This is a genomic window from Paenibacillus pseudetheri (genome assembly GCF_924513355.1).
GTDB classification, from domain to species: domain Bacteria; phylum Bacillota; class Bacilli; order Paenibacillales; family Paenibacillaceae; genus Paenibacillus_AQ; species Paenibacillus_AQ pseudetheri.
The window spans coordinates 116,146-130,438 of the sequence record NZ_CAKMAB010000008.1; the positions used below are offsets into that span (position 1 = coordinate 116,146).

Consider the following 14,293-nt stretch of genomic DNA (forward strand, 5'->3'; position numbering starts at 1 on the left):
ATGTAATCCTCCTAAAAGTTTTGTGAGCATTTGCTACACTTGAATTTACTTCGTGCAAAACTCGCTTCGAAAGCATAGGCTTAGTTTTGTGAGCATTTGCTTCATTGATCTCCTTCGTGCAAAACTCGCTTCGAAAGCATTCGCTTCATAGTATAACATTTCTTATTGGTGTAACGCCAAACTACAGCTCAATGACCTGCGACGTCCTCTTTACGCCTACAAAAGCAGTTGAGCGAATGATCATTCACCATCCCCGATGCCTGCATAAAAGCATAACAGATTGTAGTACCCACAAACTTCATGCCTTTCTTCTTTAATGCCTTACTCATCTCATCAGACTGAGCCGTCGATGCAGGTACATCTGCACGAGTCTTCCAATGGTTAATAGTAGGCACACCTCCGACAAAGCTCCAGAGATACTCTGCAAAGCTGCCATGTTCCTCGCAAATTTGCAAATATACACCCGCATTACGGATGATAGCATCAATTTTCAATCGATTTCTAATAATCCCGGGATCACTCATTAGCTCCGCAATTTTGGCTTCATCATAATGAACAATCTTATTCGGATCAAATCTGTCAAATACCTCTCTGAAACGCGCCCGTTTTTTTAGTACCGTGTACCAGCTCAGCCCTGCCTGCATCCCTTCCAGCATAAGCAATTCAAACAGCTTTTGGTCATCACACAGAGGCTTGCCCCACTCCTCATCATGATAGGCAATATATAGAGGATCATCATTGACCCAAGCACAGCGAGTGTCTTCCATCCTTCTTCTCTCCTTTACACCAGTCCTAGCTGAATACATTCACATCTACTCACTGTATACGAAAAAAAGGGAAGAACACAAGGTTCACCCCTTAAAAAAGTTAATCTATTTTCTATACGCTTACGAATTGCCTACCTCTTAAGGCCGGATCTGTACTCTCGTCTCTTTTTCCGGATCATCCGTGGTGTAGAAGTAATTATAAATAGTAGCTTCTGTACCTTTAAAATTCTTATATACCTCTATATTCTTGTTGCTCCCATCTCCTGTGAAAGTAGGAATAACCGTTTTACCTAGAAGGCGCTCTCTATCCAGCCCAATATGGGTGTTGTTAATTCCACCAAAACGAGCATCTTCGCTTCCAGTTTCGACATAAAGATCGGCTCCCTGTATATAATAGGTCCAATTCACGGGATATCCGCTGAGCTGCTGGATTATCGTCTGTTTCTTTTGAGAGATGTTTGTTAAGAGAAGGGGTATTTTATCATCATTATTCATGTTGTAACTACCATGCTGAGTCACCTTATATTTAGCTACAAAGGTAATCGGAGTCCCCTTTGTAATTTCAAGATCAAATGGTCGCTCAAATAGAAGCTCTGTCAACGCTGGCTCATCTGGAGATATCTTTGATCTACTCTCAATAGTCTTACCTCCTATTTCAAGAGCGTACTTTTTATAAGGGAAGCTATAGTATTTATCCTTACTTCTAACTATGACTCGAATTTGCGTTGGCGTCACAACCAGCTTCTCCAGCATGAAGTCCGTTTCAGCTACCTCGAGCGGCAGATTTAGGCTTGTACTCATTGTCCCGTTTTCCATCTCCTTTTTGCTTAATTGAATATTAAATACCTTTGGTACTGCTATATCTTTTTCTTTCTTCATATATTGCAGCTTATAAGTCAGTTTAACGCCGGAAACATCTTCCGCTTTATAATATTGCTTCGCTGTATACTCCCCATTCACTCCTGGTAGAGCAAATGTAGAGCCAGTTTGCCAATTTATTAGCGTTCCATTGTTATACACAAATATCTCTGGGTAAGCCCACTTTTTCACGTCCGGCTGGTCAAAAATAATTCCTGATGATAACAACAGCATGTCTTGATCTTGGGTAAACGGCTTCACTTCTATGCTACGCATCCCTTCCTGTCCAATAGGGAAGCTCTGTGTCTTCGTCGAGTCGACATCCAGCGGTAAATCCAATGTTTGTAAACTAAAGGCCTGGATATTATCCAAAACAACCTGAGCATTCACTATATCCTGCTTTGGTGTCCATTCACTTTCGAAATAACCGTAATATATATGGTTGTTCTCGTCCCAGTTCAGATATGTAAACTTTTCAAACCTCTTCTCCCCTTCAGGACCTTTCAGAGTCATCCCACCCACACGCCAATATTCATTATCCTTCCGTCCTCCTACATCCAAGGTAAATAAGATCACCGTCCGTTTCTTATCCACGACAGCTGTACGTAGCTTTAGCGTTACTCCATCCTTTGTCACTGATTGATCCAGCTGTTGTCCGAGTTCCTGTGGCAGTGCGGCCTGAATGCCGCTTCTTCCACGAAGCATTGTATCCCAGTTATAATGAACTGCCGCATAAACCGGCGCCGCTGCTAGAAGTACGGATAACGATGACACAAGGGCTAGTTTGCTCCAGTTTCTCCCCCGTTTCTGCTTACCACTGCTCATCTGAGTTTGAAAAGCGGTTGTAGTATTCTGTTCTATTCTCTCCCACATGTTTTCAAAATCAGGATAGGGCACATTTCTATCCTCATTTAACTGATGCACCAGCATATTCTCCAACTTTTTCATAAACTTCGCCCTCCTTTCCCTCAATTTGAACCCCAGCCTCCAGCAGAATTCTCCGTAGTACCTTTAGCCCTTTGTGCAGCCTTGATTTGGTCGTCCCGAGCGGGATGGACAGCAGTTCTGAAACCTCAGCTAAACTGAAATCATGCATGTACCTAAGCGTAATCACCACCCGAAGTTTGACAGGTAGCTTTCTCAAATATTTCGCCCATTCCATTGTCATCTCTCGCATTTCAATCAATTGTTCCACAGGAATTTCAGGAGATTTCTCAAACAAATATAGATTGTCTGAGACTTTTTGCTGTAGAGTACGCTTCCGTTTCAAATGATTGAGGCAATGGTTGACCGTTATTTTCATAATCCAAGCCTTCAAATGCTCTACGTTCTCACGATTCGTGCGAAATACGGTAATGAACACATCCTGCGTCAAGTCCTCCGCATCCGCCGCGTCATGCACCATATAGTAGCAGGTTCGATATACATCCTTGTTGTAAGCTTCGAATAATTCCCGGTTAGTCTCCAAATCTTTCTCCCTCCTTTCTTATCTGTGATATCTATATGACAACCAATCTCTGGAAAAGGTTCGTTTTTCTGAGCATAAACTATAGATGCTAGTAATAACAGATGAAAGATAGCAATTATACTCGCAACACAAAAAGCCACTCCCCATAAATCTGAGAACTGGCTTTCCTTTATATTCACGCTAACAGCATACAGAAATTAAATGATATTCATAACCTCTCGTGCTTGTGTATCTAAATCCTGGGCTGAGGAAGAAATATTCTTGAAATCATCTAATGCTATTTGAATCTGCTGTTGACTATCTTCTATATTTTCTTGCACCTGGTTTGTTCCTTTGGAGATTTTATCGATTTCCAGTGTGATAGCATCGACACTATCTTTCACTTGAATGATTGAATCCTGCACCATGGAAGACAGCTTCCTAACTTCTTTTGCAACCACGTCAAAACCTCGCCCAAACTCCCCGGCATGTGCCGCTTCAATTGCTGCGTTAAGCGCTAACAGGTGCGTTTGCGAAGCAATATTACGAATCGTTTGTACAATCCCCTGAATCGATACCGCTTGTGTCTCCAGATTAGCTAGAGTCTGTGTATTTTCGATGGATACTTCGGCTATTTTATCGACACTCAGTAATAGTTCTTGACTGCGTTCAATGCCTTTCTCAGCTCTTTGATTTAAGCTGTCCGACATCTCTTGCATCCGCTGTACCACGACACTCATGTTATTTTGTCGATCCGTGATATTAGTCGCTATCTTAGATACACCAATGACCTGTTCATTATTTTCATCAAAGACAGGCATATATGTAGCTTCCAGCCATACCGCATTTCCTTTTGCATCCATTCGTTCGATCTTATCCTGAACACTTTTTCCTGAATAAAGATCCTGCCAGAACAACTCATAGCCCGGGCTATTTACAAAGTCAGGAAAGCATAACTCTTTATGATGCATCCCATACATCTCTTCTTTGTTATAGCCCATCGAACTAGCAAAAACGTCGTTCACGTAAGCCACTCGTCGATCAAGATCAAACCTTATAATTGCTAAATTTCTTTCTAAAGATCGGACAACAAGCTCATCGGTAACTCCCTGAGAGTGTACCATTCCCATACAATAATTCCTCCTGGATATCTATAAGTTTTTCGCGTCATCTTGAAGTATATTTGAACAATTATACGCTCTTATTAGGTAGAGAGAAATACATGATTTTTATTAAAATAAATTTAATTCGTAATAAAAATAACCCCGCCAACGTTCGGCAGAGTCCAGCTCTCATCCCGGATGTAACGGTCCAGCAAACTTAGCCTCTTATATGTACAGTTCCTCATTTCTTGGATCCGTAGTCTCCCATTTTGATTCCCCATACCGAATCCTTCTGATGGGCAGCTGCCTCCTTTAAACTTGGAAGTCTTACATCCTGAGGACTATGCCGTTCCAAATACGTCACAAAGGCCTGGCGAAGCCCAATCTCAGCATCCAGTTTATTAAGTTCATTCGGGTGTTTCTCCATCTCCGCTAATTCAACTTCCCAACGGTATAAATCGCTTGCCTCAGATCGTTCCAACCGAACTTTTTCAGTCAGCTCCCGCAGCTCACGGTAAGCCTGTTTTACTTTTGAAGAGTAAAGTTGCTTCTGATTCATAAAAGTTAAGAATGCAACAAGCAGCGCTAAACCTATCCATAAAATAACGTTATCCATATTCTCCCCCCTACTTGGGCTATTCCCCTAATTATACACAGCAGAACGCAAAAATACCCCACAATGTGAGGTATCTTCCCTAGATTTTGCATCTATTCTTTTTTCATAATTTCATGCAACTGACGTTTGTCTGCTTCTAGCGCTCGGGCCTGTGCTTCGACATCCTCCAGATCTGCCTCCGCCGCCGAAAACTCCACATCCTCTGCCTTCGCTTCGTACAGCATTTTCATCTTCTCGGTCTTTGAGAATATTTGCGAGTTCTCTCTATCCATAGTATCGATCGTCTCCCTTCTTATTAATGAAATCATTATTCAAATCATCCCGCCTGCTTCTTCAATTAAACGTAATGCCTGATCATAGGACTCAGAATGCAAGATCACCGTAAGTAAAATATCTCTACCCGTCGGTCCTCCATCTCCGCCATGACTCATCCCACTCGCGCTGGTATCAGCAGCAGCTAGTATACCTGAGTGTGTACGCTCAGCAGTCATGGAGTCCATTCTGGCGACATTGCCTGTCACTGGGTTTACCCCTGAGCTAAAGCTCGTGCCTCCATATCTACTGAAGCGATCAACGGAAATTTCAATGGCCCGAAGTGCACGGAGCTTACGAGCAACTCCCTCAGCTTCTTCAGGACTTTTAAAATAAGCTAAAATAGATCTTTCCGACATCTTATCCCCGCTCTCGCTTGAAATTCAGATATCTGTTGCATTCCTTTATATTGTCTTCCTTTCGCTTGTTTTATGCCCTTTTTTTCTCATATTCCACTTATCTACTGGGAATTCGACATTTTCCTCAACGCTTCCCTGCAATATAGTGCTAAAGTTGTATATTCGATTTGAAGTTATAGCTGTAGAATAAATTTAATTTTCATAATTTTTTACATTTTATGCTGAGGAGGAGAACTACAGATACACACTGCAATATAAAAATTCATTTGGGAGGATGAACTTATTTGAAACGTACCTTTAAACACTCTATTCAGAAATTTGGTATGGGGGCGGCGAGCTTCGGACTGGCTGTTTCTGTCCTTTTTCCATCCGCTGCATTTGCGAACTCATCCCTTGAAACATCAACTAACCTAGCTAATAATGTACAGTCTCAAAGCGTGACCCCTCATAACTATGCGGGTGTGCTCAAAGGTTCAGCACCAGTATCCGTAATTGTGGAATTAACGAATAAACCAGTCAGTGTATATGAAAATGAGGCTAAAACTTCTTCTTTACGATCCTCAGTCTCCTTACAACGCAGTAAAATTATCTCAGAGCATAAAAGCTTTATTTCCTCAGCACAGAAAATCGATGCCGATATCGGTTTTGAATACAGTGAGATTTTTAACGGGTATTCCATTACGTTGCCAGCCAATCAAGTAAACAAGCTGCTAGAGCTTCCGGGCGTTGCGGCTGTTTATCCAAATGATGAAGTACATGCGTTAGCAGACAGTGTTGAGGTAGCAACTTTGCCTGTTACACGTTCCTATTCAGACAGTGGCAATCTTATAGGCGCGGATAAATTACATGCATTAGGTTACACAGGAGAAGGGGTAAAGGTAGCGGTTGTCGATACCGGCATTGATAAAAATCACCCTTTATTAAAGGATAATTATAAGGGCGGTTACGATGCCTATGATCAGGATGATGATCCGTCAGAAACACCTCCTGATGCTAACTTTCCTCCAAAAGCAGGTAACCCTTACAAAACCTCGCATGGCACTCACGTAGCCGGTACAATTTTGGATGTTGCACCTGAGGTGGATTTGTACGCGTATCGCGTGCTCGGCCCCTATGGTTCCGGGCCTACAGCGGTTGTAATCGCGGGTATTGAGAAAGCGGTCGCTGATGGAGCCGATATAATTAACCTCTCACTGGGCTCTGATGTTAACCAAAGCTATTCCGCAAGTTCAATCGCGATTGACAACGCCATAAAATCTGGCGTGAATGTTGTTGTTGCCGCCGGTAACGCTGGACCGGATGTAGGAACATTGGGCGAACCTGCTGGATCTCAACTCGCACTTAGTGTAGGTGCTTCTACTACCCCAGTGAATACCCCATTCTTTGATATTGGCGATGTTAAAAAAATTCCAGGGACATTAGCCACTTACTCCCCAGACTTAGTTGATAATATTGCTGGCAGTAAGATCGTTTATGCTGGTCTTGGGAGTCCTTCCGATTACACAAATTTGGACGTCAAAGATAAGGTAGTCCTTGTCGATCGAGGTGTGCTGAGTTTCGGAGATAAATCTCTAAATGCCAAAGCAGCTGGAGCCAAGCTTGTCCTAATTGCTAATAATGCTGCTGGTGAAATCACTCCCACCCTCGGTGCGCCCGGGAATTACATTCCTACCTACGGAATTACTCAAGCAGATGGCAAAAAGATAAGAGCTCAATTGGATGCTGCTAAAGATATCATCAGTTACTATATAGGGCTTGAAGTAAATCAGTTAGCAAACTTCAGCTCTATGGGTCCGGGGATGCCGGATTATCTAATCAAACCTGATGTCGTTGCGCCAGGGGTTAATATCAACTCCACAATTCCTAGCTGGAATGGTGATTACGAACATGCTTATGGCCTAAAAAGCGGCACCAGTATGGCAACCCCACATGTTGTAGGAGCTGTGGCTTTGCTACTGAGTGAATACTCTGATCTGAAACCAAATGAAATTAAAGCACTGCTGATGAACAATGCTGATCCTATCTTTAACCGTGATGGGGATCCTTACTCACTGTATCAACAAGGTGCAGGTTTAATTAATCTGGAGAAATCGGTAAACGCTAAATCCATTGCTAAAGTCGGAGAGAGCTTAATTAGCGGCCTACCTGGGACTGTAGAAATCCCTTATTACACAGGTTCCTTGTCCTTCGGCCTGCTCCCAAAAGGAGCTAGTGTAACGAAATCAGTTTATGTAGAAAATTTTAATGATAAAGGATCAACCTATACTCTTTCCACCAAATGGCTTACGGAAGCGCCTGGTGACATTAGTATTAATATTGCGCCAAACAGCATTACCTCAGGTGTAGATCAATATGCACAATTTACACTGAAGGTATCTGACACAGCAAAAGAGGGTGCATATGAGGGGATCCTGCTCCTAACCTCTGGTACAGAAACTCTTCGTCTTCCCTTTAATGCACTTGTCGGCGATAAATTCAATTTAGAGCCTGTTAATCAGCTTTCTTTTGAAAGTCCACAGATTTCTCCTAATGGGGATGGACGCTCAGACGACACCACCTTTACCTTCTCTGTCAATGAAGAGCTGGATGGCATAAGTTTCGTAACCTCTCCAATAGATGCTCCTGCGACGGTTTTAGGTGAAGTTTATTCTATCGATGAAAAGGTCTATCGTGGCGTATACGAGATTCCAAATTGGGATGGAACATTAACAGACCTGGAGACCTCCACCAAGTCCACTTTAGCAGATGGTCACTACTACATCACTCCTGTCCTTCCCAATGGGCAACTGCTCGAGAAACAAAAAATCGAGTTCACAATTGATACCGAGAAGCCATTAGTTTCCGGGATCACACTTGAGGAGTATGAACGTGAAGCGCCAACCGATCCTGGTGCGGCTCAAATCAGCGGTTTTATTGATGATGACCTAATGGCCTATTATATTTCGACTACACAACCTATTGGAAACTGGTTTACCGTGTACGCCGAAGGTAAACATTATGATGGGAATTCTTATAAATTTGGCGGTGTGATTGCAAATAACGGTGCTTTTTCCATTGACGTTCCTGTTAACGAGGGGCTTAATGAGTACAAAATCTATGTGGTTGATAAAGTAGGTAATGGCGCAGACGACGATGATTATGCTCAGCGACTGCTTTATAGCACAGGGGATGGTATTTTCAATGTAACTCCCTCTCTATCTGCTGCCACCATTGATGTGGGACAACCGGTAACCGTTGATCTAGGGTATTCCGTGACAGATGAGGTTTATGGCGTCTATGGGGCTTCATTTGCTGTCATTTACGATGATTCCCTCGAAACACCAGCGATCCAGCCAAGCGTACAACTGGCAACGTATCAAGAGGAGAATTTCTCTGGTGTTCCACTTACAGAATTCTCAGAAACCTATGATCTAGGAGACGGTCGCAAACTGACACAGTATAGTGTTAATCTGTCAGGTGGTGCTTATCACGGCTCAGGCTCACTAGGCAAAATAACCTTCAAACCATCTACAGCGGGAAAATACGACTTGGAGCTGTACGATGTACAGGTCTGGAATGATGCTAAAACATCAACAATCCCATCTGGTTTGAGAACGGTAAGCGTAACTGTTAAGACACCTGAAACACCGACGCCAACGCCAACACCAACACCAACTCCATCAACTGATTCATATGTACCTACAGCAACCAGTGCTCCCGCTTCTGGAATCGCATTAAAATCCGGGAAGCTAGTAGAGAATGCAGATCCAGCAGGTGGCAAGCCTTCAGCGGTGTTCAACATCTTAGACACTGCATTAGCCAATTCGATCCAGAATGCAAAAGATAAAACTTCTGTTCTTGATCTTAGTGATGTAAGCTTCAATAAATATAGCCAAGTTGTTATTTCTCTTACCCCGGCCCAAGCCGAGCAGTTAAAGAAATCGGAGAATGCACTCCGCCTAAACGGTAGTGGGTTCAATGTACTTATTCCAGCCGCAACACTTCCGGATTTCATCAACAGCACTGGTTTGACCCTTACGATTAGCCTAACAGATGCGGGCAACACAGCAGTCTTAGCAGGTAGCTCAGCTGCAATAAATATCGGTTCTTCCATTCTCACTATCAAAAATGGTTGGACAACCGGAAAGCCGATCATCCTTCAGCTTAATCTAAAAGCCAGCAGTCTTCATGATGCACGAAAGACTGCTGCTTATGTAGAATCAAAGGATCATAAATGGTCCTATCTACAACCTGGTTTTATCTCTAAAGAAGGTATTCTACAGTTTAACGTTACTAGTGACGGTTCTTACAGCGCAGCATCCCGAAAAATAAGCTTTAAAGATATTGGCACTCACTGGGCTCAAACCGATATCGAAATCCTTGCTTCACATGGTATCATTGCCGGCAAAGGAGCCGATGGCAGCTTTAAGCCTGCCGACACTTTAAATCTGGCAGAGCTTCTAACGCTCTTCGACCGTCTACTTGGAAAAGGTGACACTTGGAGTACTCGCATTAAAGAAAGCGGATCTCGTGATGTGCTGACTCGCGAAGAAGCAGCTCTTATCATCGCTAAGGCTATTGGTGCTGATCTTACAGTAGCCAAGATACCTTTAAGCTTTAAGGATGCCGACAGCATCGCTGCGGAAGCACGCAACGCTGTAGCCTATGCTGTAACCAAAGGTTATCTCAAAGGTGTTACTGCGGACAGCTTCAACCCACAAGGAACTCTGACTCGTGCACAAGCAGCAACGATTCTGAGCCGTGTGCTCGAGGATCTACGTTCTTCGAACAACATTTAGTTGAATGATAAAAAAGCTGTTCCAATGCATATCCTGCATCGGAACAGCTTTTATTCAATTAGTGGATTAATGAAGTTAGAAATATCAGTCCCCGCGGAACGCACGCTTCACACGATCAAAGAAGGATTGCTCGTGCTCATGTGTGTTTTCTCCGTTCAGAGCAGCGAACTGGCGTAACAAATCTTTTTGTTCTTCATTGAGCTTGCTAGGTGTCACAACGATGACTCTAACATGCTGGTCACCTTGGCCAGATCCGCGTAGACGTGGAACACCTTTTCCTTTAAGGCGGAAGAAAGTACCGGTCTGTGTTCCCGCAGGAATCTTCAGCTTCACTTTTTCCGTTAAGGTAGGGATCTCAATCTCATCGCCAAGTGCGGCCTGTGCAAACGTAAGTGGAACCTCGCACATAATATCATCGTTCTCACGTACGAAGAAATCATGCGATTTAACACGGATGACAATATACAAGTCTCCAGCAGGACCACCGCGTAAGCCGCCCTCGCCTTCGCCAGTCATGCGCAGCTGCGCACCATCATCGACACCGGCAGGGATACGCACATGAATCTTACGCTGCTTTTTAACTTTACCCTGTCCGCTACAAGTCGTACATTTTTCCTTAATAATCTTACCTGTACCACTGCAATGCGAACATGGACGACGATTACGCATCTGTCCAAGTGGTGTATTCTGTACGAATTCCTGCTGACCACTACCATGACAAGTGGAACAAGTCTCTGGTTTAGTACCCGGTTTAGCCCCGGAGCCGTAGCAGGTATCGCAAGTTTCCGTACGTGGAATCGTAATATCGGTTTCTTTACCGAATACCGCTTCCTTGAATTCAATGGTCATCGTATACTGCAAATCGCCACCACGCTGTGGTGCGTTAGGATCACGGCGTCCACCGCCTCCGAAGAACATATCGAAGATATCACCTAGACCTCCGAAGTCACCACCGCCGCCTCCGAAGCCGCCCATACCTTGGTTAGGATCAATATGGCCATACTGGTCATATCTAGCTCGTTGTTGTCCGTCGCTAAGAACATCGTAAGCTTCTTTTACTTCTTTAAACTTAGCTTCAGCATCATCTGCTTTATTCACGTCTGGGTGATATTGGCGCGCCAATTTCCGGTACGCTTTCTTCACCTCATCGTCTGAAGCATCTCTACTGAGGCCAAGCACTTCATAATAATCGCGTTTATCTGCCACTGCTTTCACCTCCGTACGTTACATACTCAAATTCCTAATTACCTGTCAAAGAAACCATTATACGATAAAACCCCAGGATCTGACCATCCAGTTCCAGCAGATGTTTATTCTTACAATATCAGAAGGCGCATTCGCGAAGAGTGTGCAAACTGATATTACAAAAGGAAAGTCAAAACACGGGATGACCCGGTTTTGACCTTCCCTTCTTAACTATATAAGAATTTATCAGTTACGCCCTATACACTTATCGTTTAAGGTTACCCTTGATTCTTATCTTCGTCAACAACCTCATAATCAGCGTCAACTACATTGTCTTTCTTAGGAGCGCCTTCAGCAGCTCCAGCGCCACCTTCAGCACCTTGCTCTGCTTGAGCAGCTTGTTCGTACAGCTTCATGGACAACTGTTGTACAATCTCAGTCAATGCTTCTGTAGCTGCATTGATTTCTTCAAGATTGTCAGTTTCAAGTGCTGCTTTCACTTTATCTTTAGCTTCGTTTGCTTTTTCAACTTCGGAAGCATCAGCTTTATCACCAAGATCTTTGATCACTTTCTCAGTAGAATACACGAGTTGGTCAGCGCTGTTCTTCGCTTCTACCAATTCTTTACGCTTACGGTCTTCCTCAGCGTGAAGCTCGGCATCCTTCATCATTTGTTCTACTTCTGCGTCGCTCAGACCGCTGGAAGAAGTGATAGTGATCTTTTGGCTCTTGTTCGTGCCTTTATCAGTTGCAGACACATTCACGATACCGTTGGCATCAATATCGAAAGAAACTTCGATTTGTGGTACGCCACGTGGTGCTGGTGGAATCTCGTTCAGCATGAAGCGTCCCAATGTTTTGTTGCCATTTGCCATTTGACGTTCACCTTGTAGCACGTGAATCTCAACGCTAGGTTGGTTGTCAGCAAAGGTCGAGAATACTTGTGATTTACTTGTAGGAATCGTAGTGTTACGCTCGATCATTTTCGTGAACACGCCACCTGCAGTTTCGATACCGAGGGAAAGCGGAGTTACGTCGAGCAATACAACGTCCTTAACATCACCAGTCAATACACCCGCTTGAACAGCAGCACCAAGAGCTACAACTTCATCCGGATTCACACCTTTGTGTGGATCTTTACCTGTAAGCTTCTTAATTGCATCTTGTACAGCAGGGATACGTGTAGAACCACCAACCAGAACGATTCTGGTAAGGTCTGCAGGCGTCATGCCAGCATCAGACAACGCTTGACGAGTTGGTCCCAAAGTACGTTCTACTAGACCAGCAGTAAGCTCATCAAACTTCGCACGAGTCAAGTTGATCTCCAAATGCTGAGGTACTCCGTCAACTACAGTGATGAACGGAAGAGAAATAGTGGTTGTCAGTACGCCCGACAATTCTTTCTTCGCTTTTTCAGCTGCATCTTTCAAACGTTGTACAGCAGATTTATCTTTGCTCAGATCAATGCCTTGCTCTTTCTTAAATTCGGATACCAGATAATCCATAACCACTTGGTCAAAGTCATCGCCACCAAGTTTGTTGTCGCCGCTTGTAGCTTTTACTTCAAAGAATCCATCGCCCAGTTCAAGGATAGATACATCGAACGTACCGCCACCAAGGTCATAGACAAGGATGGTTTGATCTTCGGATTTCTCCAGACCATATGCCAAAGCTGCAGCTGTTGGCTCATTCACAATACGCAAAACTTCCAAGCCTGCAATTTTACCTGCATCTTTAGTAGCTTGACGTTGGCTGTCATTGAAATAAGCAGGAACTGTGATAACTGCTTGAGTAACAGTTTGGCCAAGATATGCTTCTGCATCGGATTTCAGCTTTTGAAGAATCATTGCTGAAATTTCTTGTGGAGAGTAGTCTTTACCATCGATGCTTTCTTTATGGTTAGTACCCATGTGACGTTTAACAGAGCTGATCGTACGATCAGGGTTAGTAATTGCTTGGCGTTTAGCAGTTTCACCGACGATACGCTCGCCGTCTTTCTTAAAACCTACCACCGAAGGGGTTGTACGTGCGCCCTCTGGGTTTGGAATTACAACGGCTTCGCCGCCTTCCATTACGGCAACGCAAGAGTTCGTGGTTCCTAAGTCAATACCGATAACTTTACTCACAATAATTTGCCTCCTCTAAAGGTATATGGAGCATTCGCTCATTAAAATAATAAAATATTTAAAAAATTCGATTGGTACCGATGGTGGACAGATACTGCCCGTCCTATATATACAGATTACATGCTGACTTTGACCATAGCAGGACGAAGGACTCTATCTTTCAGGAGGTATCCCTTTTGGACCTCTTCCGTTACGATACCCTCTTCGTACTCCTCGCTCTCCACCTGCATAATAGCCTGATGGTATTCAGGATTAAAAGGCTGTCCTACTGTTTCCATAGCCGTAAGTCCCTCGGACTTCAATACCCCATCTAGCTGACGGAAAATCATATTAACACCCTTCACGAAAGCTTCGGATTCTGTGCTGCTAGGAGTAGTTACTAAAGCACGCTCAAAATTGTCCAGTACTGAAAGCAATTCAGTCACGAGCTTGGAGGTGGCATATTGAGCCAACTCTTCTTTCTCCTTCTGAGTACGACGACGGAAGTTATCGAAATCAGCCTGCGCACGCAGCGCACGTCCTTGATATTCATCGGCGAGATCCTGCAGACGTTTTACCTCCGAACCTGTGTCTGAAGCACCTTCACTAATTTCTTCTGCCGTAAATGAGTCGGTTTCCGAAGCTACATCAGCCTCAGGTTCCTCATTTATCAAATCATCTTTGAATTCATTAGCATCTTGAACTTGTTCCTTTTTCAAGTTGTCTTCACCTCCTTAAAATCATTCATTAAAATCATTCACGT

At 43.7% G+C, this 14,293-nt stretch carries 11 protein-coding genes; 1 reads left to right on the forward strand and 10 read right to left on the reverse strand.

Annotated features, from left to right (window positions below; translation table 11 throughout):
* Positions 1–188: 188 nt before the first annotated feature.
* From L1028_RS09795 to L1028_RS09825, 7 genes are all read right to left on the reverse strand, one after another.
* Complete coding sequence (locus L1028_RS09795) at positions 189–767, reverse strand: DNA-3-methyladenine glycosylase I (RefSeq protein ID WP_234533329.1); 579 nt, start codon at positions 765–767, stop codon at positions 189–191.
* Positions 768–905: 138 nt separating this feature from the next.
* The gene (locus L1028_RS09800) at positions 906–2,573 is read right to left on the reverse strand and encodes a DUF4179 domain-containing protein (RefSeq protein WP_234533331.1); all 1,668 of its coding nucleotides are present in this window, start codon (positions 2,571–2,573) and stop codon (positions 906–908) included.
* A complete protein-coding gene (locus L1028_RS09805; protein WP_234533333.1) occupies positions 2,533–3,093 on the reverse strand; it encodes an RNA polymerase sigma factor in 561 nt (186 codons plus the stop codon). Before L1028_RS09805 ends, L1028_RS09800 begins: the two co-directional genes overlap by 41 nt.
* Positions 3,094–3,290: 197 nt before the next feature.
* Positions 3,291–4,202, reverse strand: coding sequence for a methyl-accepting chemotaxis protein (locus L1028_RS09810; protein ID WP_234533335.1), 912 nt, complete (start codon positions 4,200–4,202; stop codon positions 3,291–3,293).
* A 214-nt stretch (positions 4,203–4,416) separates the two neighbouring features.
* On the reverse strand, positions 4,417–4,791 hold the full coding sequence (locus tag L1028_RS09815) for a hypothetical protein (RefSeq protein WP_234533338.1): 375 nt from the start codon (positions 4,789–4,791) through the stop codon (positions 4,417–4,419).
* A gap of 92 nt (positions 4,792–4,883) precedes the next feature.
* On the reverse strand, positions 4,884–5,099 hold the full coding sequence (locus tag L1028_RS31250) for a YfhD family protein (protein ID WP_279306845.1): 216 nt from the start codon (positions 5,097–5,099) through the stop codon (positions 4,884–4,886).
* 3 nt (positions 5,100–5,102) lie between these two features.
* The gene (locus L1028_RS09825; protein WP_234533340.1) at positions 5,103–5,462 is read right to left on the reverse strand and encodes a hypothetical protein; all 360 of its coding nucleotides are present in this window, start codon (positions 5,460–5,462) and stop codon (positions 5,103–5,105) included.
* 284 nt (positions 5,463–5,746) lie between these two features.
* On the opposite strand from L1028_RS09825, the gene L1028_RS31255 reads away from it, so the two are divergent.
* Positions 5,747–10,240, forward strand: a complete 4,494-nt coding sequence (locus L1028_RS31255) for a S8 family serine peptidase (protein WP_279306846.1) — start codon at positions 5,747–5,749, stop codon at positions 10,238–10,240.
* 84 nt (positions 10,241–10,324) lie between these two features.
* Here the strand turns inward: L1028_RS31255 and dnaJ are convergent, their stop codons facing one another.
* From dnaJ to grpE, 3 genes are all read right to left on the reverse strand, one after another.
* The gene (gene dnaJ / locus L1028_RS09845; protein ID WP_234533342.1) at positions 10,325–11,446 is read right to left on the reverse strand and encodes a molecular chaperone DnaJ; all 1,122 of its coding nucleotides are present in this window, start codon (positions 11,444–11,446) and stop codon (positions 10,325–10,327) included.
* A 257-nt stretch (positions 11,447–11,703) separates the two neighbouring features.
* Positions 11,704–13,551 carry a molecular chaperone DnaK gene (gene dnaK, locus L1028_RS09850; protein WP_042130388.1) on the reverse strand — a complete coding sequence of 616 codons (1,848 nt, stop codon included), beginning with the start codon at positions 13,549–13,551 and terminating at the stop codon, positions 11,704–11,706.
* Positions 13,552–13,667: 116 nt separating this feature from the next.
* Positions 13,668–14,249, reverse strand: coding sequence for a nucleotide exchange factor GrpE (gene grpE, locus L1028_RS09855; protein WP_234533344.1), 582 nt, complete (start codon positions 14,247–14,249; stop codon positions 13,668–13,670).
* Positions 14,250–14,293 lie beyond the last annotated feature (44 nt).

Coding starts and splice junctions, on each gene's coding strand:
- L1028_RS31250 (WP_279306845.1), bottom strand. CDS start 5,099: ATGATTTCATTAATAAGAAGGGAGACGATCGATACTATGGATAGAGAG.
- L1028_RS09795 (WP_234533329.1), bottom strand. CDS start 767: ATGGAAGACACTCGCTGTGCTTGGGTCAATGATGATCCTCTATATATT.
- L1028_RS09825 (WP_234533340.1), bottom strand. CDS start 5,462: ATGTCGGAAAGATCTATTTTAGCTTATTTTAAAAGTCCTGAAGAAGCT.
- L1028_RS09800 (WP_234533331.1), bottom strand. CDS start 2,573: ATGAAAAAGTTGGAGAATATGCTGGTGCATCAGTTAAATGAGGATAGA.
- L1028_RS09815 (WP_234533338.1), bottom strand. CDS start 4,791: ATGGATAACGTTATTTTATGGATAGGTTTAGCGCTGCTTGTTGCATTC.
- L1028_RS09810 (WP_234533335.1), bottom strand. CDS start 4,202: ATGGGAATGGTACACTCTCAGGGAGTTACCGATGAGCTTGTTGTCCGA.